This window comes from Anaerotignum lactatifermentans (genome assembly GCF_014982935.1).
In the GTDB taxonomy this organism is placed as follows: domain Bacteria; phylum Bacillota; class Clostridia; order Lachnospirales; family Anaerotignaceae; genus Anaerotignum; species Anaerotignum lactatifermentans.
In genome coordinates, this window is sequence record NZ_JADCKK010000013.1 from 14,111 (window position 1) to 35,727 (window position 21,617).

Here is a 21,617-nt window from a genome sequence, read left to right on the forward strand (position 1 = left end):
TTGGCCTATGTAACGATCCCGAAGGACCTGAGCAAGGTACAGAGCAAGGTCCTGTTCGGGCTGACCAAACGGCAGGTGATCTGCTTTGGAGCGGCGGCAATTATCGGCGTGCCGCTTTTCTTTTTGACCAAGGGGGCACTTGGCACCACCACGGCGGCCCTGTGCATGATCCTGGTGATGCTTCCCTTCTTCCTGTTCGCCATGTACGAGAAGAACGGGCAGCCCCTGGAGGTGTTCCTGGGACATCTCATTGAAAACAAATTTATCCGCCCAAAGACGCGGATCTACCAGACCAACAACCTGTACTCCGCCCTGGTGCGGCAGTACGAATTGGAACAGGAGGTAAGAGCGATTGCAGGCAAAAACGGCAAGACCCGCAAAACCGGCAGGGGCAAGGCGCAAGCTGACCCGCGCCGAGCGTAAGCAGATCGAGGCGGTGGTCCGCCAGGCCAAGGGGGACGGGAAAGCCCGTACAGTGCAGGAGAGCATCCCCTTCCGCAATATGTTCCCGGACGGCCTGTGCCGGCTGGAGGGCGGGACCTTCTCCAAGACCATCGCCTTCGAGGATGTCAACTACCGCCTGGCTTCGCCGGAGGGCCAGCGGGATATATTTGAACACCTCTGCGATTTCTACAACGGCTACGACCCCACCATCGGGGTGCAGATGTCGCTCAGCAGCCGGTATGTGGAGCATGGGCCGGAGGAGGACCTGTTCGGCATCCGTCCCCAGGGTGACGACCTGGACCCTGTCCGGGAGGATGCGGCCGGGATACTCCGCTTCCAGTATGAGCGGGGCAGCAACGGCTATGTGAAAACCAAGTATGTGACCCTGACCATCGAGGCGGAGAACCTTCCGGCGGCGCGGGCGCGGTTCGCCCGTATCGAGACCGACACCCTCAACCGCTTCAAGGTCATGGGCGCCGCCGCCCATGTGCTGGACGGGAAAGAGCGGCTGGAGCTGCTTCACGGCATCCTCCACCCGGCAGACGGCCGCCGTCCGGAGGGCGGGAAGTTCGCCTTCGATTGGGACTGGCTGGCGCCCAGCGGCCTTTCGGTCAAGGACTTCATCGCCCCGTCCTCCTTCCACTTCGGGGAGACCCGCACCTTCCGCATTGGCGAGATGTACGGGGCGGTGAGCTTTTTGCAGATCACCGCCCCGGAGATCCACGACCGCATTTTGGCGGAGTTTATGGAGACCGAGGGCAACATCCTGGTAACTATGCACATCCGGGGCATCAACCAGAACGAGGCCATCAAGATGGTCAAGCGCAAGATCACGGATTTGGACGCCATGAAGATCGCGGAGCAGAAGCGGGCGGTACGCAGCGGCTACGACATGGACATCCTCCCCAGCGACCTTGCCACCTACGGCGGCGCGGCAAAGACCATCCTCCAGGACCTGCAAAGCAGGAATGAGCGAATGTTCAATCTGACCTTCCTGGTCATGCACATGGCGGAGACCAAGCAGAAGCTGGAGATTGCCGTGTCCCAGGCGGCCAGCGTGGCGCAGACCTACAACTGCCTCCTCACCCGGCTGGACTTCCAGCAGGAGGACGGACTGATGAGCAGCCTTCCCCTGGGGCTCAACCGTATCAAAATCGAGCGGAGCCTCACCACTTCGGCGCTGGCGGTGTTCGTCCCCTTCGTCACCCAGGAGCTGTTTATGGGCGGGGACGCCATGTACTACGGCCTCAACGCTTTGAGTAACAACATGATCCTTCTGGACCGCAAACAGTCCAGAAGCCCCAACGGGCTGGTGTTCGGCACGCCGGGCAGCGGCAAGTCCATGAGCTGCAAGCGGGAGATCACTTTCATCATCCTGACCACCAAAGATAATGTCATCATCTGCGACCCGGAGGACGAGTATTCGCCCCTGGTGCGCCGGCTGGGCGGGCAGGTGATCCGGCTGTCCCCGTCCAGCACCGACTATGTGAACCCCCTGGACATCAATCTCAACTACTCCGACGAGGAGAACCCCCTGGCGCTGAAATCTGACTTCGTGCTTTCCTTCTGTGAGCTCATCATGGGGAGCAAGACCGGGCTGGAAGCCATCGAGAAAACCGTCATCGACCGGGCGGTGCAGAAGATCTACCAGCCCTACTTCGCCGACCCCAGGCCGGAGAATATGCCCATCCTGGGCGACCTGAAGGAGGCGCTGCTGGCGCAGGGCATCCCGGAGGCCGACCGGGTGGCCCAGGCGCTGGATCTGTATGTGAACGGTTCGCTGAACTTCTTTAATCACCGCACTACCGTGGACATCCGCAACCGGCTGGTCTGCTTTGACATCAAGGGTCTGGGCAAAAACTTGAAAAAGCCGGGGATGCTCATTGTCCAGGATGCGGTGTGGAACACCGTCACCATCAACCGGGCCATTGGGCGCTCCACCTGGTATTTCGTGGACGAGTTCCACCTCCTGCTGAAGGAGGAGCAGACGGCGGCCTATTCGGCGGAGATCTGGAAACGGTTTAGAAAATGGGGCGGGGTGCCCACCGGGGCGACCCAGAACCCCAAGGACCTGCTCTCCTCCCCGGAGATCGAGAACATCCTGGAAAACAGCGATTTCATCTATATGCTCAACCAGGCCGCCGGCGACCGCAAGATTTTGGCGGAGCGGCTGGGCATTTCGGCGGAACAGCTTGCCTATGTGACCAATTCCGAGCCGGGCCATGGGCTGCTGTTCTTCAACAATGTGATCCTGCCCTTTGCGGACGACTTCCCAAAGGACACGGAGCTTTATAAGCTGCTTACCACCAAGCCCAGCGAGGTGGAGCACGCGGCGGAAACGGAGGCGTGAATATGAAAAACAAACTGTATGTCATCAACGGTAAGACCTATCTCTCCCACATCAACGATGAGGTCCACCTGTATGGGCTTCTCCACCAGCTCGCTTTTCTGGCTGGCCGGATCAAGGACGAGGAGGACGTGTTCCATGTGCTGGACGCGGCGAAGCGCTACGGCGAGATCGCCGAGGAGAAATTCCAGAGCTGGGGCATCCCCGGCCGCTACCTGGTATTCGGCGACCCCAAGGATTTGAAGGGGCTCATGGACAAGGAACTGGACGAGGTGGAGGTGGTCCCGGAGGAGGAGCCGAAGCCCAAAAAGTATAAGGATGAGTACATCATCCCCGGCTATGGCTTCCGTATGCTGGTGGGCGACATCCACCACCTGATCGTCCTCTACTATTCGCTGGCCCGCCGCCTGTCCGAGGCGGAGACGGAGAAGGACTTTCTCCGCTTGAAAAAGCGGGCCGGCAATTATGAGAAAGAGATGAAGCGGATCTACCGCAGCCTGGGGCTCCCGGAGAGCAGCGGCATCGCGCATGATACCCTGGAGGAGGCCATCATCAAGCGCCACAACTTGATCCCCCTGGAGGAAGTGGAGGACGAACCTCAGGATGACGGCCTTGAAGGGGATGAGGTATGGAGCGACTGACCCATGTAAGCCTGTTCTCCGGCATCGGCGGTCTGGACCTGGCGGCAGAGGCAGCCGGATTCGAGACCGTCTGCCAATGTGAATGGGCGGACTACCCCTATTCTATCCTGGAGCGGCACTGGCCGGATGTGCCGAAGTTCCGAGACATCACCACATTCACGAAGGAGGCGTTTTTTGAGAAAACAGGACTTGAAACAGTCACCATCATTTCCGGCGGATTCCCCTGTCAGCCCTTCTCCACCGCAGGAAAGCGGCGGGGCTTTGCGGATGAACGCTACCTGTGGCCGGAAATGTGCCGCGTTATTGCCGAACTGCGGCCCCGTTGGGTGCTTGGGGAAAATGTTGCTGGCTTCATCAATATGGGGCTCGACAAAACGATTTTTGACCTGGCAAAAGCGGGATACGCTGTTCTCCCATTCGTATTTCCGGCTTGCGGCGTCGGCGCATGGCATGAGCGCCAGCGAACTTTTATCGTCGCGGCTGATGTTTCCCACGCCCCTTGCCTCCGACAAATCCACCTGCCGGGACGCTGCCAACCTGGATGTGTTCCTGTCGGACAACGGGATCTTCCGCAAGCGGAACAAGGACGGGACGATCTGGAGCCTGTCCCTGTCGGCGGCGGTATTCTACCTGACGCCGGCGGCGTCGGAGGGCTACCGCTCCACCCTGAAACCGGCGGCCTTCCGGGGCAAATCCCCATCCTCCAACCTGTCGGCCCAGGTGATCCACCAGGAGCAGCCCCTGTCGGAGAAGGCGGCGCTGAACCCCGATTGGGTGGAATGGCTCATGGGCTTCCCGCAGGGATGGACGGACGTATCCTCTGGGCCAGCGAGCCGGAGGGCGTCCCCCGCATAACCGAGGATACGAAGGATCGGGCGCTGCGGCTGAAAACCCTGGGGAACGCGGTCTGCCCGCCCCAGGCCTATCCCATTTTTCACTACATTTCCCTGATAGAGACCGGGGCGTGCGCCGGCATCTGCCCCTATGGAGGAGGTGACGGATAAATGCAGGAATGGAAAGCCTCCGAAAAGGAGGCGCAGAAGATGACCCGTGATGGAGCCATCTCGGTGAACCTGGTGACTGGCGAGGCCACCCATATTTCAGACCGTCCCTCGGAGCAGGATTATTCTTCTGCTGATGAAACGGCGGGGGCATTGATCCGGGCGGCGGACGAGGTGGTGGGACACCGGGAACGCCGACAGGCGAAAAAGGCGCGGCGAAAGCGGCGAGACACCTTTCGGGAGGGTGAGGCAGCCAGGGACCGCCCTTCCTCCCGTTTGCAGTTTTCCGAGACAGACCAGGCGGCGCCGGAACTGAAAAAGGCCATCCGTAAGTCGGACAAGGCGGCGGATCGGCTGGACGCGGCGAAAGCTGCTGTCCCCGTAAACCCTCCCGGCAAGGAACATGGCAACCCATTGTCCCGGCCGGTCCAGGAAATACGGTCCACCCTCCACGGTGAAGTGAGCAAGGTGGAGGGCGATAACTCCGGCGTTCAGGCCGGCCACCTGGGAGAACGGCAGATTGAGAAGGCTGTGGGCTATGGCAATCGGCGTTTCCATCAGGCGCGTGCGGACCGGAAACTGAAACCCTGGCGGGATGTGAAACAGGCAGAGCAGGCAGCGGTGAAAGCCAATACCAATTTCTACTGGCGGAAGTCCGTCATGGAAAATCCCCAGCTTGCGTCCAGTAACCCCATCTCCCGCCTTTGGCAGAAAAAGCGACTGCAAAAACAGTATGCTGCCGCACATCGGGCAGGGACCGGCGCGGCCCAGGCTGCGGGAAAGGCATCCCAGACCGCCGCTTCCGCAGCGAAGAAAGGCGGCGGGACCATCGCCCAGAAGCTGGGCGGCCTTGTGACGAAGAACAAACACACCCTTCTCATTGTGGGCGGGATTGGGCTGATCCTCATGCTCATCATGGGGCTGATGCAGTCCTGCACCTCCATGTTCGGGGGCGGGACTTCCGGCCTGGTGGCCTCCTCCTATCTTTCGGAGGACTCAGACCTGACCGGGGCCGAGGCCGCCTACTGCGAGATGGAGGCGGAGCTGCAAGAATATCTGGACACCTACGAGGCCACCCACGACTACGACGAATATCACTTTGACCTGGACGAGATCGAGCATGACCCCTATGTGCTGCTGTCCATCCTGTCGGCGCTTCACGAGGGGGTGTTCACCCTGGACGAGGTGCAAGGGGATCTGGAAATGCTCTTTGACAAGCAGTACATCCTCACCGAGACCGTGACCACCGAAACAAGGTATCGGACAGAAACGAGGACGGACAGCGAGGGCAACGAGTACGAGGTAGAGGTTCCCTACACCTGGTATATCTGCACCGTCACGCTGGAAAACTTTGACCTCTCTCATGTGCCGGTCTACATCATGGGCGAGGATCAGCTTTCCATGTATGCCGTGTATATGTCCACCCTGGGCAACCGGCCGGATCTGTTCCCGTCCTCCGGGTATGTGGGCAAGTACATCGAGAACCCTCCTACGGCCTGGGACATCCCCGCCGAGTACCTGACGGATGAACGGTTTGCCACCCTCATCACCGAGGCGGAGAAATACCTGGGATACCCCTATGTGTGGGGCGGGAGCAGCCCGGAGACATCGTTTGACTGTTCCGGCTTCGTCAGCTATGTGCTGACCAGCACCGGCCTGTGCAATACCGGGCGGCTGGGCGCCCAGGGGCTCTACAATATCTCCACGCCGGTATCCGACCCCCAGCCCGGTGATCTGGTGTTCTTCGTGGGCACCTATGACACCAGCGGTATCTCCCATGTGGGTATTTATGTGGGCGATGGAATGATGCTGCATTGCGGAGACGTGCGTCCAGATAGGACGGAAGTAGAAGTAGACGAAAGGAGGGCAGCTTGAAGGTACTACCCCGTAAGATAACGCGGGAATCCACCTGACTAACCGAAAGGCGAAAGCTGGCACGGGACAATAGCACGTTAGGAAAGCGGTAAGTCACCTAAAGGCAATCGGGTGCGACTGAACTGCGAGGATAAGTGAATATGAGGATAAATCTGGGCTTGAATCTTGTGAGTTCCCAGCCCCTGTTCAGTGTGGGCATAGGAAATTTGCCTGAAACCTATGGTGCAAACAGGGCCAGAAAGGGGAGCCTTCTGACCTGTGATCAGAATACCGGAAAGGGTTGCCTTCCGGTAGGTTATCAAAGAAATGCACGGCGCGCCGGAGAACCGGTGTCAACGGAACGAAAGCATATCCGACAATTCACACTTACCTACTACTTCCGTTAACTGGAGATTGCCTAAACCAGAGCGCCCATAAGGGCTATGTGGCAGACACTGAAAATCTGGCATGGCAACGGAGCTTCCATAGTAGTCTGAGAACCCTGAATTGACAGGGAAAGCCGTAAATCGGATGCGGGAAAGCCGCTCACATGGCGAAGGGAAGCAGTCTGAGCGTATTAAAATCAGAAATTGATTAGGGAGGAAAACCTCATTGAAACCAACAATGGAGATTTTAACTAAGTTACAAGAAAACTCAAAGAAACACCATGATGAAGTATTCACAAGGCTTTATCGCTACCTGCTCCGGCCAGATATTTACTCTATTGCTTACCAGCACCTCTACTCCAATGAAGGGGCTGGGACAAAAGGCGTGGATGAAGATACGGCGGACGGATTCAGCGAGGAGTATGTGGAGCGTATTATTGAAGCATTGAGAACGGAGACATACCGCCCGAAACCTGTCCGACGCAGCTATATCCAGAAATCGAATGGAAAAATGCGCCCATTAGGTCTGCCTACTTTCACGGACAAGTTGATTCAGGAAGTCATGCGAATGATTTTGGAAGCGGTCTATGAACCTGTTTTCTCGAATTACTCTCACGGATTTCGCCCCGGCAGAAGCTGTCACACGGCACTGGCCCAGCTCAAGCATGAGTTTATCGGTGCAAGCTGGTTCGTTGAGGGCGATATAAAAGGCTGTTTCGACAACATCGACCATACGGTGCTGATTGCTGTTATCGGCAGGAAAATCAAAGACGCCAGATTTCTGAAACTCATACGGCTGTTCTTAAAGTCGGGCTACATGGAGGACTGGAAATACTACGGTACTTACAGCGGCTGTCCGCAGGGCGGCATTATTTCGCCAATCCTTGCGAACATCTATCTGAATGAGCTGGACAGCTACATTGAGGAATTGAAAAAGGAGTTTGACGTTAGGACGCCGTACAGAACCACTCCGGCATACCATGCGATTGAGCGAAAGCGGGCAAATTTAAGGAGAAAAATAGACCGACGTGAAGCTGGCCTGGAACGTGACTTGCTGATTGCGGAGTACAAAAAGCTAACTAGCGAATTGTATAAAACGCCAGCAAAGTTGTGTGATGATAAAAAGCTTAAATATGTTCGCTATGCGGATGATTTTCTGATTGCCGTCAACGGGAGCAAGCAGGATTGCGAATGGATAAAAGTAAAACTCACGGAGTTTATCCAGAACACTCTGAAAATGGAGTTAAGCCAGGAAAAAACGCTGATTACCCATAGCAACACGCCTGCGAGATTTCTCGGTTATGATGTGCGGGTACGCCGTGACCAGCAGATAAAGCCGTGGAAGAAATGCAAACAGCGCACGATGAATAACACCGTGGAGCTACTTATCCCGCTTCAAGATAAGATTGAAAAGTTTCTGCTCTCAAAAGGCATTGTAAAACAGAGAGCCGATAACGGAAAGCTGGAGCCAACCAGCAGACTTTCTTTATTGCGCCACACAGATTTAGAGATTGTGACGGTATTTGACGCGGAACTGCGGGGAATCTGCAACTACTATCACCTCGCCAGCAACTACCGAAGCCTGAACTATTTCAGCTATCTCATGGAATACAGCTGTCTGAAAACACTGTCCGGCAAGCACCGTTGTAAACTGTCCAAAATTTATGACAAGTACCGTGTTGGTGAAAAGCGTTGGGGTATCCCCTACGAAACAAAAGCCGGAAAGAAAATCCGCCGACTCACGAAGTTTAACGAGATTGACGGTAAAAAGTGTGAGGACATTGAACCGAAAGTCATTACGATTGTAGCCAAAGGACGCACTACGATAGATGACCGTCTAAAGGCCAGAGTATGCGAACTATGTGGCAGAACAGACGTAAAACTGGAAATCCATCATGTGAACAAGGTGAAAAATCTGAAAGGAAAAGAAGCCTGGGAGCAAGTGATGATAGCGAAACGGCGCAAAACACTGGCGGTCTGCCATGACTGCCACCAGAAAATACATCATGGTTTCTAAAAGTTATTTTTGTAATGGAGCAAAGATGGCGAGCCGTGTGCATTGAGAGGTGCAAGCACGGTTCTGGGAGGGGTCTGCGCAGGCCTGCCGCAGAAATGCGGCAAGGCGGCGCTTTCCTACTCTACCCGATTTCCTACACCAATTTGAATACAAATTACTGGCAGTCTCACTTTTATGCCTACGGCCGGCCGCCGTACAACTGATGGGAGGTGAAACACACATCAATATGGTTTCCTATGGGGGCGGTGTCAACAGCACCGCCCTTTTAGTCGGCCTGCACCAGCACCGTATCCCGGTAGACCTGATCCTCTTTGCGGATACCGGGGCGGAGCATCCCCACACCTATGCCTACCTGGACATCATGGACCGCTGGCTGAAGGACCACGGGATGCCGCCCATTACCAGAGTGTATAAGACCACGCGGGACGGAAAGCGGCTGACCTTGGAACAGGAGTGTTTGCAGAGCGGCACCCTGCCTTCTATGGCCTATGGCTTCAAGCGGTGTTCCCTGAAACACAAAATCGGGCCGCAGGAAAAGTTCTGCAACCATTATCCGCCCTGCCGGAAGGTGTGGGCGGCGGGCAAACGGGTGGTCAAGTTCATCGGCTACGACGCCGGCGAAGGCTACCGCAGCGACAAGGTGCTGCTGGGGGATCTGGCCGACCCCAAGTACAGCAAGTGGTATCCCCTGATGGAATGGAGATGGGACCGGGCGGCTTGCCAGCGAGCCATTGATGATGCGGGGCTGCCCCAGCCGGGCAAGTCCTCTTGTTTCTTCTGCCCCAGCATGAGGGCGGAGGAGATCATCTATCTGCGTGACCACCACCCGGACCTGTTCCGGCGGGCCATCGCGCTGGAGGACAACGCCCGCCCCAATTTGAAAACGGTCCAGGGCCTGGGCCGCAACTACTCTTGGAAAGAACGGTTTGGAAAGGAGAATTGCACACATGGCAACTGTTGAGAAAATCCGCCGAGACATCGAAAAGACCAAGGAGAAGATCTCCGAACAGCAGAAGCGCCTCCGCTCTCTGGAGGCGCAGCTTGTGGAGGAGGAGAACCTGGAGATCGTCCGCATGGTCAAGGCGGTAAAGATGGACAACCGGGAGCTGACGGCCTTCCTGAAGGCTTACGCCAGCGGCCTCATCACCCTGCCGGAGGGCATGATGGAGGCGGAGGCCGCGGCGGACCCTGGCGAGAATGACATGGAGGACACCAAGTATGAAGAATAAGAAGATCATCCGCCTGTTTACGGCGGCCCTGGCCGTGGCGCTCTGTGCCACGGCCTTTGCTGTCCCTGCCTTTGCCGGCGGCGGGGATGGCGAACCCTACTACACCGAAACTGCCGGGACAGAGGCCGCTCCCACGGGGGATGCCGAGTCCCCGGAGGTCACTGTGACCGATGATGAAGATACTGCTGGCAACAATGATACGCAGGCCGGCGCTGATACTCTGGATCAGCTTGCCGAACTGCTCGGCGGTCTGGGGACCGTCACGGTCACCGAGGAGGGTATCCAGTTTACCCCTGATGCGGAGGGATTGGAGACCCAGCAGATCGGGACTGTGACCACCTGCGGGGGAAACCTGAATGTCCGCACTGGCGCGGGGCTGGAAAACGACGCATTTACCCAGCTTCCCAACGGGGCGCAGGTGGAAGTCATCGGCACCGAGGACGAATGGGTCAAGGTGCTTCTGCCGGAGCGCGAGGGCTATGTCCATTCCGATTACCTGACCATCACGGACACGGGCACCTTCTCCCTCTCCCTGGATGGGGCGGAGCTTTCCTCGCTCCTGGAGCTGTTCACTTCCGGCCTGTCGGATGGGACAGGCGCTGCCCTGACCCCGGACGGGAACCTCTCCCTTGTGGATGACATCGGCGGAACCGCCTCCGGCAAACAGTTCATCACGGTGGAGACAAAAAGCGGAAATGTGTTTTACCTCATCGTTGATCGGGATGATGAAGGAGCGCAGACTGTTCACTTCCTCAATCAGGTGGATGAAGCCGATCTGATGGCCTTAATGGAGGATGGGGAGACCCAGGAGGAGGAACCCGCGGTCTGCACCTGTACCGAGAAGTGCCAGGCCGGGGCGGTGAACACTTCCTGCGAGGTGTGCGCGGTGAATATGGCCGAGTGCGCCGGCGCGGAGCCGGAGCCGGAACCCGAACCGGAGCCGGAGGAGGAGAAGTCCGGGGGCATGGGCGCCCTGGCGCTGGTCCTGGTGCTGGTGGTGCTGGGCGGCGGCGGAGCCTTCGCCTACATCAAGTTCATCCGTCCCAAGCAGGCGTCCAAGGCCAGCGCAGACCCGGACGACTATGATTTTGCGGATGAGGAGGAGTATATCAACGAGGACGAACCTGAACAGGAGGAAGAAACGGAGGATACGAAATGAAGCTGGTGATCTGCGAGAAACCGAGTGTTGCAAAATCCATCGCGTCGGCCCTGGGTGTCACATCCAGGGCCGACGGCTGTTTTGAGGGGAACGGGCTCATTGTTTCCTGGTGCGTGGGCCATCTGGTGTCCCCGATGGACGCGGCGGGGTATGACCCTGGCTACAAGAAATGGCGGTATGATGACCTTCCCATTTTGCCGGAGCCCTTCCGTTATGTGCTGGTGAAGGACAAGGCGGACGCCTTCCAGAACTTGAAGCGGCTCATGGACCGGGAGGATGTCACCGAACTGGTCAATGCCTGCGACGCCGGGAGGGAGGGTGAGCTCATTTTCCGGCTGGTCTATGAGATGGCGGGCTGTACCAAACCCTTCTCCCGGCTGTGGATCTCTTCCATGGAGGACGCGGCCATTCGGGAGGGCTTTGCCGACCTGCGCCCCGGTGCGGAGTATGACCCGCTGTATCAGTCCGCCCTCTGCCGCCAGAAAGCGGACTGGCTCATCGGGATCAATGCCACAAGACTTTTTTCTGTTCTCTACCACCGCACCCTGAATGTGGGGCGGGTGCAGACGCCCACCCTTGCCATACTGGTGGACCGGGACTGGAAGATCACCAGCTTCAAGAAGGAGAAATACCACCATGTGCGCCTGGTCCTGGACGGGGCCGAGGCGGTCAGCGAGCGGATCACCTCCCCGGAGGAGGCGGAGACCCTGCGGGCGGCCTGTGCCGCTGGTCCGGCGGTCTGCACCTCTGTCACCCGTGAACAGAAGAAAGAGGCGCCGCCCAAACTCTACGACCTGACCACTTTGCAGCGGGAGGCAAACCGGGTGTTCGGCTACACGGCAAAACAGACGCTGGACTACGCGCAATCCCTCTATGAGAAGAAGCTACTGACCTATCCCCGGACGGACAGCCGGTATTTGACCGCTGATATGGCGGAGACCGCTTCGGCGGTCCTCCACCTGGCGGCCAAGGTGCCGCCCTTTGATGGATGCGCCGAGTTCTTCCCGGATGTGACCCTGCTGGTGAACGATGGGAAGGTATCCGACCACCACGCCATCATCCCCACCCTGGAGCTGGAGAAGGCTGACTTGTCCGCTCTGCCCGTGGGCGAGCGCAATATCCTTCTGCTGGTGTGCCGGGAGCTGCTGTGCGTGGTTGCGGAGCCCTTTGTGTACGAGACTGTCACGGCGACCTTTACCTGCGGCGGGCAGACCTTCACCGCCAAGGGCCGCCATGTGCTGTCCCTGGGGTGGAAGGACATTGACCGCATTTTCCGCGCTTCCCTGAAAGAGGAGCCGGAGGACGAGGCGGAACCCGCCGCCCTGCCGGACTTCACCGAAGGTCAACTTTTTAACCGGGTGAAGGCCGCTGTCACCGAACACTTCACCGCCCCGCCCAAGGCCTACACGGAGGACACCCTCCTGGCGGCGATGGAGACTGCCGGAAAAGACGATATGCCGGAGGATGCCGAGCGTAAGGGCCTGGGCACCCCGGCCACCAGGGCGGCGATCCTGGAAAAGCTGGTGGCGGCCGGTTTTGTGGAACGCAAGGGAAAAAGCCTCATCCCCACCAAGGCGGGGATCAACCTGGTCACTGTCCTGCCGGATACGCTGACCTCTCCCATGCTCACGGCGGAGTGGGAACAGAAGCTGACCGGCATTGCCAGAGGCGAGGCGGACCCCGCTTCGTTCATGGATGGGATTTCTGAAATGACGCGGGAGCTTGTGAAAAATTACTCCCACATTTCCGAGGAGGGGCAAAAGCTGTTTGCCCCGGAGCGTGAGACCGTGGGCCTCTGTCCCCGCTGCGGCAAGCCGGTGTATGAGGGCAAGAAGAATTTTTACTGCTCCGACCGCTCCTGCCAGTTTGTGCTGTGGAAGGATGACCGCTTCTGGACCTCCCGCAAAAAGGAACTGACCAAGAAAATGGCCGGCGACCTGCTGAAAAAGGGCCGCACCTCCGTCAAGGGGATGTGGTCTGAAAAGAAGGGCGCCTCCTATGACGCGGTGGTGGTGCTGGATGATACCGGCGGGAAGTATGTCCGCTTCAAGCTGGAGTTCCCCAAACGGAAGGAGGGCGTGAATGGCAAAAAGTAAATCTGATATTTCCCTGAATGATCTGAAAGCAATGCTCCCCCAGGAGGGGAGCATTGCGGAGCAGGAGGCGGCACTTCGGGCTTTGACCACCCTTTCTCAGGAGGACCGGAACCTTCTGGCCGCTGTGCAGGAGTCTCCCTATCGTCTGACCACGCTGGAGCAATTTCGGGAGTTCCCCGCCAATACCGAGTATTTCATCCTGGAGTCCCGTGTCAATAAACTGGATACGCTGGGATGGCGCTATCTGTTTGAGCATACAGATATAGTTTTCCCGGATGAGTTGCTGAAGGCCATTGATCCCGTTCCTTTTGGCAAATACGCCATGCAGGAGGAACAGGGCTGTTTTACCAGCAGGGGCTATTTAACGCTGTCCGGGGACGAGTGGCAGCATGACCGCCCCCAGGAGAAGCAGACGGACCGGAAACCCTCCATCAAGGAACGGCTGGAGCAGAGCAAGCAGGAGTGCATGGGAAAAAACAAGGCGCCGGCGCCCCACAAGGGGAAGTCCGAGCCGGAATTGTAAGGAGGTGCGTATATGCCCCATTATGAATATGACAAGGATTATCCCTTCGCCGCCTTCATCACCAACTTGGGCAAGTACAACGAGGGCTCCCTGGTGGGTGAATGGGTGAAGTTCCCCACCACGGCGGAGGAGCTGCAAAAGGTGTTTGAGCGGATCGGCATTGGCTCCAAGGACGACTTCGGGCAGCCCTATGAGGAGTGGTTCATCACCGACTATGACTGCTATGTGGACGGCCTCTATGACAAGCTGGGCGAGTATGAGAACCTGGACGAGCTCAACTACCTGGCCTCCAAGCTGGACGAGATGAGCCAGGGCGAGTACGAGCAGTTCCAGGCGGCTATGGAGATCGGCGACCATTCCGGCAGTTTGCAGGAGATCATCAACCTGACCGAGAACCTGGACTGCTACGATGTGTACCCCGACATCCGCGACCATGACGACCTGGGCCGGTATTACATTGAGGAGCTGGACGCCATGCAGGTGCCGGAGCACCTGCGGAACTACATCGACTATGAGGCCTACGGCCGGGACGTCGCCCTGGAGGAGGGCGGCGAATTTACCGACTTCGGCTATGTGCGGGATACCGGGGACACCTTCCATGAATATTACGATGGCGAACACGGCAGTATCCCGGAGGAATACCGGGTGATGACCTTCCAGGACGATATTCCCGAAGAAGAAATTTCGGAATGGGCAATGGACATTGCCTACGATATGGACGAGTTTTTTCGCCAGCACGACCCGCAGTACGCCGCCGAGCACCCGGAGGAACATGCGGCGAGGGAGGAAATTTACGAAAACCTGATGGCCGGCCGCATTTCCGCCCTGGATGAGAAGCTGGCCGCCCTGGGGCAGACCCAGGAGGACTATCTGCCTTCCGAAATCGAGAAGTTCAAGGACGCCACCGGGTATGAGGAATTTCTTGACTTTGATCCGGCTGTAATCAAAGCGGCACTGGAGGACCCGGACAAGTCCCATGTGGACGAGATGCTGGCCTTTGCGGAGCAGGCGGGCCGGGACTATGAGGCGGAGCTGGCCGGGCAGGCCACGGCACCCTCCCCGGATGACCGGGAGACCGGCGAAACAGTGCGGACCCCCAGGGGCACCTTCTATGTGACGGATATGAGCCGGGAACAGATGGAGGCGGCCGGGTATGGCTTCCACCACCAGTCTGACGATGGGAAGTATCTCATCATGGGCAACGGCTCCCGCTCTTTCGCTATCCGCAATGAGGAGGCCCAGGAGCACGCCGCCCCGGAGAAAATGATGGTCCTTGTGGTAGAGCCGATGAAGGAACCCTACCTGAAGGAGATCGACCTTGGCCTCCATTCGCTGCAAGCGGAGGTGGGCGGCGACATTGCCGCCTCCTATCCCTTCTCTGACCCGGTGGGGCTGGTCTGCAACGATGAGGGCAAGCTGATCGGCCTGGAGCTGAACCGGGGCCTGCGGGATGAGGATGGAAACCTCTATGACATCATGGCCGGCACCTTCCTGGTGGTGGGCCTGGGTGAGGAGGACTTCACCTCGCTGCCCCCGGAGCTGGCGCAGAAGTATATGGAACACTTCAAGCAACCGGAGCAATTTATTAACCTGAACGGGCAGATCATCGCCCTGCCGGTGGAACCGGAGAACCCCCTTCGCACCGCAGAGATGACCGTGGAGGACGACTACGGGATGATTGATGGGGTCATCAACAACGGCCGCAAGGGCGAGGAGCTGGAGGCGGCGAAGGGTGAGGTGCGCCGGACCTCCCCGGAGAAAAAGCCCTCCATCCGGGAACGGCTGGAGGCGGCGAAAAAGGAGTGCGGCGAACGCAAGCCCCCGGACAAAGCCCACCAGAAGAAGCCCCCGGAGCACGACCTATGAGCCGGAGCAAGAAGTGGCGGCTGGAATGGGCTTTCTTCCTGGGGGAGAACGGCCGCCGCAAGTACAACAAGGTCTGCAAGGGCTGCGCCCACCCCTGCAAGCAGAGCTTCCGGGCTGTCCTCATCGCCTGTCCCCATTACCAGTCCGCACGCTCAAAAAAGTGCGGCGATAGAGGTTGAAAATGGGGCGAAAAATCGCTTGTGGCGGCTTTTCCGGGAGTAGCCTTTATGATTACCATGTGGGCGTGCCCCTCCGATTTGAGGGGTGCAGAGAGGCTGTTTTGAACACTTTTCCATAACAGAGCGGGAGCGCCGCCTTCGGTTTGAGCCGAGGGTGACGCTCCCGCTTCTTTTTTTGTTCTCTTTTTTCTCTTTCAATCAGGATCGGATAGGACAGGATAGGAAGAATATTCGCCGTAGTAGGCGCTGTGGGAATGTGCGTAAACGGTCATGTTTGTGGAGCTGTGGGAAACGATGTTTGCGGGCTGTGGGAAAGCCGGCGGCTTTTCCATCGGGCCGTGAATGTCTGTTTTCCATCGGCGGAGCGGCCGTTTTCCACATTTCCATAGTGCGGTTACCCCACAATCAGGCGGTAGATGGTGAGGGGCACATACCACGCCGCCACCAGCAGGCGCCACACCAGGACGAAACCCCCGATGAGTCCGCCGATGATGAAGTTCAGCGCGAACAGCGCGGCGCCGCCGCCCAGGGAGCTGCCGCCCGGCACGATCCAGACGCACATCCGATGGATGCCGAAGGGCAGGCCGCAGAGTATCCAGAGCCAGAGAAGATCCAGCTCCCCATTCCTGATGCAGGCGGATTTGAAAATGCAGTACAGCAGCCCGGCGATGGCGACGGGCAAAACTGCCTTCTTGAAAAATTCCTTGATGGCCTCGGTTCTCGTCATTGGCGGCACCTCCATTCCTGCCTCCATTATACCGGGAAAATCTGACTGCGCCCAGGGCCTTTTGAAAAGTCTGGTAAAGGCGCACAACCTCCGCTATTCCAGCTCGTTATTTCGCTGCCTCTGCGGTTCGGCCTCCCTCGGCTTTTCCAGCAGGGCCTCCACATTCTGGCGGAGGGTGTCGTACTCCCGTTCCTCCCGCTGGGCTTTTCTATATTCCGATTGCAGGGTGGCCTTCCTGGCGGTGAGTTCATCCATTTCGGCCCGGAGCCGTTGGGCGGCGGGCAGGGGTACGGCGTTCAACCGTTTCAGTTCCCTTGCCGCCGCCTCAAACAGAATGATCTCCCCCTCATGCCCCCGGAGGAATTTCTCCTTGTCCCTGGACTGGCGGTATTGGTCATACAGGGGACGGAGCTGGCGATAGGTGGCGGCGTGCTTCATGGTGAGAGTCAGCCGCTCCATTTCCTTCTCCGTTGCCCGGAGGGCTGCTTTCACCCTGGCGGTGGCGGCCGCCGCCCCGTTGCAACGCTCGGTCAGCTCCTCATAGCTGGAGATCCCATGTTCGGTCAGAAAGTTCAGCGTTTCAGCGGCCCGTTTCAAATTCTCGATGGTCGCCCAGTGCTTGTAACCGGCGCTCTGCTGGGCTTTGAGATTGTTCTGAATGTCGATGAGCAGGCTGGGCTTCCCGGTGCGCTGCTGGGGCTGGCGGGAGGGCCTGGGCCTTCCGGCGATCCGGGCGGTCAGGGCCTCCTCGGCATAATCGGCGCCCAGGGTTTTCAATCGGGTGAACCGTTCCTGGCCCGGAGCCCTGGCGGATATGTACTTGCCCCGTTTCAGTTCGTACCCTTCCCGCTGAAGGCGGCGGAGCAGGTCCTCCAGGTCAGAGCAGCCGGGCAGGAGCCGGTCAATGGCGGCACGCAGCTTCGCCTTGTAGCTGGTGCCGTTCTGTTCCGCCTGATGCTCAATGTAGCTCTTGCCCTTGTCCCTGCCGGGAACGATGACGGACAGGCCATGTTCTTTGCAGATCCGGTCACTGGTGCGGCGGATGAAGTGATAGCTCCGCTTATTGGAGTGATAGTGCTTGTGGTCCTGAAAGCTGACCGCATTGAAAATCAGGTGATTATGGACGTGGTCTCTGTCTATGTGGGTGGTAAGGACAAATTCATACTTGCCGCCCAGGACCTCCCGCGCCAGCTCCATGCCGATCCGGTGGGCTTCCTCCGGCGTGACCTCCCCAGGCTCAAACGCCTGGATGAGGTGCCTGCCCAGGTTCGTGCCCTTGTCGATGGCATGGCGGCGGGTCCAGGCAAATTCGATGTCGGCGGTCTCGGCGGAGCAGCCGAAGGAGGACACCAGCAGTTTCCCATCTGTCTTATCGGGATTGCAGATATAGTCAATGGCCGCTTTCAGCGTTGACTTAATAGGATGCGTCTTTGTAACTGCCATATCTGCTCCATCCTCTCCCGGATCTCCTCCATGTCGGCCTGGTAGGCCGGACCGCCGGCGTTTAACCGCTTGGCGATCTGGTTGATGTTCCGGCCGATGGCGGAGAGGGCGCGGGTCATCTCCTTGATGTCGGTGGTGTCCACCTGGATGATGTACCCATCAATCGCCATTTTGCGGAGATAGGCGCCGCTCCGCTTTGTGTGGAGCTGGGTCATTTTCTCCTCAATGAGCCGCTTTTCCTCCTCTGTCACCCAAAACTTCATCTGGATATTCCGCTTTCGGTTTGCCATGCTGCGCCGCCTCCGTTTCCATAAGGGTCTGGGACTATCCCAGCAAGCAATTTTTCGATTTAGGGGCAGGGGTCCCCCTAAATCAAAAATCCGCCAGTGGGTACTCACTGGCTGTGCTTGCTATCTACTCCATACCCCCACCGAAAGGCGGTATTTGTTGCGCGTTCCTTTGATTTTGGACGCAAAAAAAGATTGCAGCCGCCATGCGCTGCAATCTCCCGATTTCTCATATTGTGAGGTTAATCCTCTGCTTTTTCGACTTCCGTTATCTCCCTTGCTGTTGCGGTTACAATCCGTATGCCTTTATCGCTCATACCGTCCAGCAGCGCGTCAAGCTGCCGCCGCCCGGTGGATTTCTCCGCATTGCTGTTCGGGAAGAAAAATTGATCTACCGAAATATGATACCGGGTTACAAGGTCATAGAATACCTGTAAACTCGGCTGTTGTCCCTTGTTCTCGATATTCGCAAGGTAGCGCGGGGAAATATATAACTCGTCGCTTACCTTTTTGCGGCTCTCGCCGTATTCATTTCTCGCGGCTTTTATAGCTGCCCCGAAAGCCTTAAAGTCGTACAATGGTACGGGTCTTTTTGCCATTTTCATTCACCCTGTTACATTTTACAGTTCACCTTTCTTTTTGGATATGTCCACACAATTCATATCATTAGGTTAAATACTTCCTGTTGTGTATTGACAGTAGACTGATTTTCTGATAAAATAAAATTTATGTAAAAGGAGGCGGCGTTTATGTTGCATAGCATGCGTATTAGATAAGCATTGAAAAAAAGGATTTTCCCATTTTCAACATGGGCTTTTTTGTCATGCTTATTTTGCGGATGCTATACAAAAAACTAACGACGTATAGATATAGTATAGACATAGTGCAAGCTATGCCTTAGTTTTGTTGTACTGCTCTGTGCATTATAAATGCAGGTCAATGCTCATGTTGAGGATTGACCTGCATTTTTTGTGTAAAAAGGACGAGTGAAATATAATGCTTAAAAAATATTGGATAAAATGTCCGATTTGTAACGGAAAGACGAGAGTTCAAGTATTTCATAATACTGTATTAAAAGATTTTCCTCTTTTCTGCCCTAAATGCAAATTGACGCATATCATTGATGTAGAAAAATTAGAGATTGTAATCAAAAATACAGAAAAACAAACTTTTATTATTTAGAAGAAAGGATATAAAAATGAAACGTTTACCTAAATATACGCCTGCGGAAGTACGGAATGATCCATACGGATTTACTTACAAAGAAATGTCGGAAGTTATTGGCGAGAATGAAGCAAAAGCCTTATATGAAGAATTATATAAGCAATTACCACGCAAAAAAAATCTATCAATGTTGGTAAAAAATATTTGCAAAAGCAGTGATACTGAAAAGTATGTTTACGAACTGAAAGACAACAAATACATTGAAACGGTTTTTATCAAGCGGCGAGATGGTGGAACTGTTTGCGTGAGCACACAAGTCGGTTGTCCTGTTGGTTGTATTTTTTGTGAGTCCGGGCGAAATGGCTTTGTTCGTAATCTAACATCGTCAGAAATCGTACAACAGATTATATTGTTGCGTCGAAAAGTAAACCGTATCGTTTTTATGGGTATGGGAGAGCCTTTATTCAATTATGACAACTTGATAAAAGCAATCCATATTCTCCGAGATAGATATGGGCTCAACTTTCCAACCGACGGCATTACCATATCAACAGTTGGTCCGGTTGATCAATTAAAAAAATTGCGCGAGGAACATCTTAAAATTCAGTTGACAATATCTTTACACGCAGCAACACAATCTGCAAGAAATCGTATTATTCCTCACATGCGCATATATGCTATTGAAGATGTTGTTAAGCAAGCCTTATCCTATTCTGAAAGGCATAATCGCAAAATTGTCTTTGCGTATTTGCTTTTACCGGGTATAAATGACCGGCCCTCAGATGTAAGACAACTTGCAAAATGGTTTCGGGGCAAAAAAGTTATGATTAACGTGTTACAATACAACCCAACAAGCAATTCAAGAATTAAAGCACCACAGAAACGGGAAATAGTTGCATTCAAACATCAATTAGAGCAAGCAGGACTTGAAGTTACTATGAGAGTTTCTCATGGCAGAGAGATTAACGCGGCTTGTGGACAGTTAGCTAACACATATAATAAATTCAAAAAAAAATGATTAAAAGTGCCAGACGCATAGACGCAGAGCCGATAACGCATTAGGTCAAAAAACCTATGTGTTATCGGCTTTTTTATTTAATATTGCGCAAAAGCCGCTGTTCCCTATTATAGAATGGATTGCGGGTAGTGTATTAAAGTCGCCCTTTTTTAAGGATACGGCGGTATCGGGGAGGTATCGCCGTGTCCATTTTTATTTACTGTAACCCGCCTAATGCTTTGCGGTCAAAAAAAGCTATGCTCCGCAAGCGGGATATTCCGGCTATGAATATGAACTGTCAATACATTTAGTTACTGCTTACATTTCCTTTGCGCCCGTCCGCGTCTTGCGGACGGGCGCATTTTGCTTTTTTCAACTTTTTTCTGAAAAACGCACTCAAGAGCCATCTCCCGAACGGGTACGGAGCGAAAGGGGCAGAGAGGACAAGCCCTTAACTCCCGTCCTCTACTCCACGCGGGAAGGAGGTGAACTCTATGGAGCTATCTTCTTCCGACAAGGAAAGAATACAACATCAGTACGACGCATTAGCAAAGAAAACTTTGGTCGGCGAAGCGAAAAGCCACCGCCGCACTCTTGCGAAACGCGCAGCACGCGAAGTTACTTTTTCGGATTTGAGCGAAAGCGAACTCGCGCAGCTTTTCACAACGGACGAATACGAAAGCGATTATTTCCGTTTTCAAGTGTCCGGCTTTAATGTACTCGTCAAAAATGAATTGCTTGCCGAAGCCCTTAACGCTTTGCCCGAAAGGAAACGCGACATTATCCTTTTGTCCTACTTCTTGGACATGAGCGACGCGGAAATTGGCGAACTGCTGAATGTTGTACGCACGACGGTTTTCCGGCACAGGAAATCCGCGCTTGCGAAAATCAAACAGTATTTGGAGGGAAAAGCAGATGATGAATACCGTTAGGAAATCTGAAAATCTGTTGCCGTTCCCTGTCATTTCCGCAGCGGCAAACGGCGACACAACCGCCATGTGCGCGATCTTGAAGCATTACGAGGGTTACATAGCGAAACTTTGTACCCGCACGCTGAAAGACGACGCGGGTAATACCTATTCCTATGTGGACGAGGAAATGCGTAACAGGCTGCAAGTGCGCCTTATTACCCGCACCCTTGCTTTTCATGTAGGATAACTTTTTAGCCCATGCGGGGAGCGTGTCCCCTTTCCACGCTTCCCGTTATGGGCTATTTGTCGTTCCGTAACAGCATATCGGAAACGGTATGTTTTTACA

General features: G+C 55.7%; 20 protein-coding genes and 2 pseudogenes. 18 read left to right on the forward strand and 4 right to left on the reverse strand.

The features are described 5' to 3' along the window. The 14 genes and pseudogenes from INF29_RS04990 (at position 1) to INF29_RS15490 (ending at position 15,563) form a co-directional block, all read left to right on the forward strand. Entirely contained in the window at positions 1-423 is a 423-nt protein-coding gene (locus INF29_RS04990) for a PrgI family protein (protein WP_087238554.1), read from the forward strand. After that, entirely contained in the window at positions 353-2,794 is a 2,442-nt protein-coding gene (locus tag INF29_RS04995; RefSeq protein ID WP_193485016.1) for a VirB4-like conjugal transfer ATPase, CD1110 family, read from the forward strand. Before INF29_RS04990 ends, INF29_RS04995 begins: the two co-directional genes overlap by 71 nt. A 2-nt stretch (positions 2,795-2,796) precedes the next feature. Then, on the forward strand, positions 2,797-3,432 hold the full coding sequence (locus INF29_RS05000) for a hypothetical protein (protein ID WP_193485018.1): 636 nt from the start codon (positions 2,797-2,799) through the stop codon (positions 3,430-3,432). Further along, positions 3,420-4,436: a DNA cytosine methyltransferase gene (locus INF29_RS05005; protein ID WP_193485020.1), complete on the forward strand. Its 1,017-nt coding sequence runs from the start codon at positions 3,420-3,422 to the stop codon at positions 4,434-4,436. Before INF29_RS05000 ends, INF29_RS05005 begins: the two co-directional genes overlap by 13 nt. Then, a complete protein-coding gene (locus INF29_RS05010; protein WP_193485022.1) occupies positions 4,437-6,308 on the forward strand; it encodes a C40 family peptidase in 1,872 nt (623 codons plus the stop codon). It begins immediately after the preceding gene. 591 nt (positions 6,309-6,899) lie between these two features. After that, positions 6,900-8,690 carry a reverse transcriptase domain-containing protein gene (locus tag INF29_RS05015; RefSeq protein WP_193485024.1) on the forward strand — a complete coding sequence of 597 codons (1,791 nt, stop codon included), beginning with the start codon at positions 6,900-6,902 and terminating at the stop codon, positions 8,688-8,690. A 202-nt stretch (positions 8,691-8,892) separates the two neighbouring features. Continuing rightward, positions 8,893-9,651 carry an adenine nucleotide alpha hydrolase family protein gene (locus tag INF29_RS05020; RefSeq protein WP_243184097.1) on the forward strand — a complete coding sequence of 253 codons (759 nt, stop codon included), beginning with the start codon at positions 8,893-8,895 and terminating at the stop codon, positions 9,649-9,651. Continuing rightward, positions 9,638-9,919 carry a DUF4315 family protein gene (locus INF29_RS05025; protein ID WP_193485026.1) on the forward strand — a complete coding sequence of 94 codons (282 nt, stop codon included), beginning with the start codon at positions 9,638-9,640 and terminating at the stop codon, positions 9,917-9,919. Before INF29_RS05020 ends, INF29_RS05025 begins: the two co-directional genes overlap by 14 nt. Then, complete coding sequence (locus INF29_RS15475; protein ID WP_193485028.1) at positions 9,909-11,078, forward strand: CD1107 family mobile element protein; 1,170 nt, start codon at positions 9,909-9,911, stop codon at positions 11,076-11,078. The genes INF29_RS05025 and INF29_RS15475 overlap by 11 nt, the downstream gene beginning before the upstream one ends. Then, the gene (locus INF29_RS05035; RefSeq protein WP_118550713.1) at positions 11,075-13,174 is read left to right on the forward strand and encodes a type IA DNA topoisomerase; all 2,100 of its coding nucleotides are present in this window, start codon (positions 11,075-11,077) and stop codon (positions 13,172-13,174) included. Before INF29_RS15475 ends, INF29_RS05035 begins: the two co-directional genes overlap by 4 nt. Next, positions 13,161-13,697 (forward strand): hypothetical protein, encoded by a 537-nt coding sequence (locus INF29_RS05040; protein ID WP_173827680.1) that lies wholly within the window; start codon positions 13,161-13,163, stop codon positions 13,695-13,697. The genes INF29_RS05035 and INF29_RS05040 overlap by 14 nt, the downstream gene beginning before the upstream one ends. A gap of 12 nt (positions 13,698-13,709) precedes the next feature. Next, positions 13,710-14,264, forward strand: a pseudogene (locus tag INF29_RS15480) (antirestriction protein ArdA); the annotation flags it as partial. 489 nt (positions 14,265-14,753) lie between these two features. Further along, positions 14,754-14,939: pseudogene (locus tag INF29_RS15485) on the forward strand (hypothetical protein); the annotation flags it as partial. Positions 14,940-14,984: 45 nt separating this feature from the next. Continuing rightward, the gene (locus tag INF29_RS15490) at positions 14,985-15,563 is read left to right on the forward strand and encodes a DUF3846 domain-containing protein (RefSeq protein WP_432062306.1); all 579 of its coding nucleotides are present in this window, start codon (positions 14,985-14,987) and stop codon (positions 15,561-15,563) included. A gap of 573 nt (positions 15,564-16,136) precedes the next feature. On the opposite strand, the gene INF29_RS05050 is transcribed toward INF29_RS15490, so the two are convergent. The 4 genes from INF29_RS05050 to INF29_RS05065 all read right to left on the reverse strand — a co-directional run bounded on the left by INF29_RS05050 (position 16,137) and on the right by INF29_RS05065 (position 18,798). Further along, complete coding sequence (locus INF29_RS05050; protein WP_193485030.1) at positions 16,137-16,469, reverse strand: DUF6050 family protein; 333 nt, start codon at positions 16,467-16,469, stop codon at positions 16,137-16,139. A gap of 93 nt (positions 16,470-16,562) precedes the next feature. Further along, positions 16,563-17,912: a relaxase/mobilization nuclease domain-containing protein gene (locus INF29_RS05055; RefSeq protein ID WP_193485032.1), complete on the reverse strand. Its 1,350-nt coding sequence runs from the start codon at positions 17,910-17,912 to the stop codon at positions 16,563-16,565. Then, positions 17,873-18,202 (reverse strand): plasmid mobilization protein, encoded by a 330-nt coding sequence (locus INF29_RS05060; RefSeq protein WP_118550708.1) that lies wholly within the window; start codon positions 18,200-18,202, stop codon positions 17,873-17,875. Before INF29_RS05060 ends, INF29_RS05055 begins: the two co-directional genes overlap by 40 nt. A gap of 239 nt (positions 18,203-18,441) precedes the next feature. Further along, entirely contained in the window at positions 18,442-18,798 is a 357-nt protein-coding gene (locus INF29_RS05065; protein WP_002584957.1) for a helix-turn-helix transcriptional regulator, read from the reverse strand. Positions 18,799-19,195: 397 nt separating this feature from the next. On the opposite strand from INF29_RS05065, the gene INF29_RS05070 reads away from it, so the two are divergent. From INF29_RS05070 to INF29_RS05085, 4 genes are all read left to right on the forward strand, one after another. Then, a complete protein-coding gene (locus INF29_RS05070) occupies positions 19,196-19,381 on the forward strand; it encodes a cysteine-rich KTR domain-containing protein (RefSeq protein WP_003431289.1) in 186 nt (61 codons plus the stop codon). Positions 19,382-19,397: 16 nt separating this feature from the next. Further along, on the forward strand, positions 19,398-20,381 hold the full coding sequence (gene rlmN / locus INF29_RS05075) for a 23S rRNA (adenine(2503)-C(2))-methyltransferase RlmN (protein ID WP_002584956.1): 984 nt from the start codon (positions 19,398-19,400) through the stop codon (positions 20,379-20,381). A gap of 473 nt (positions 20,382-20,854) precedes the next feature. After that, positions 20,855-21,292 (forward strand): sigma-70 family RNA polymerase sigma factor, encoded by a 438-nt coding sequence (locus INF29_RS05080; protein WP_193485034.1) that lies wholly within the window; start codon positions 20,855-20,857, stop codon positions 21,290-21,292. Beyond that, positions 21,276-21,518 carry a helix-turn-helix domain-containing protein gene (locus INF29_RS05085; protein ID WP_002604473.1) on the forward strand — a complete coding sequence of 81 codons (243 nt, stop codon included), beginning with the start codon at positions 21,276-21,278 and terminating at the stop codon, positions 21,516-21,518. Before INF29_RS05080 ends, INF29_RS05085 begins: the two co-directional genes overlap by 17 nt. Positions 21,519-21,617: the final 99 nt, after the last annotated feature.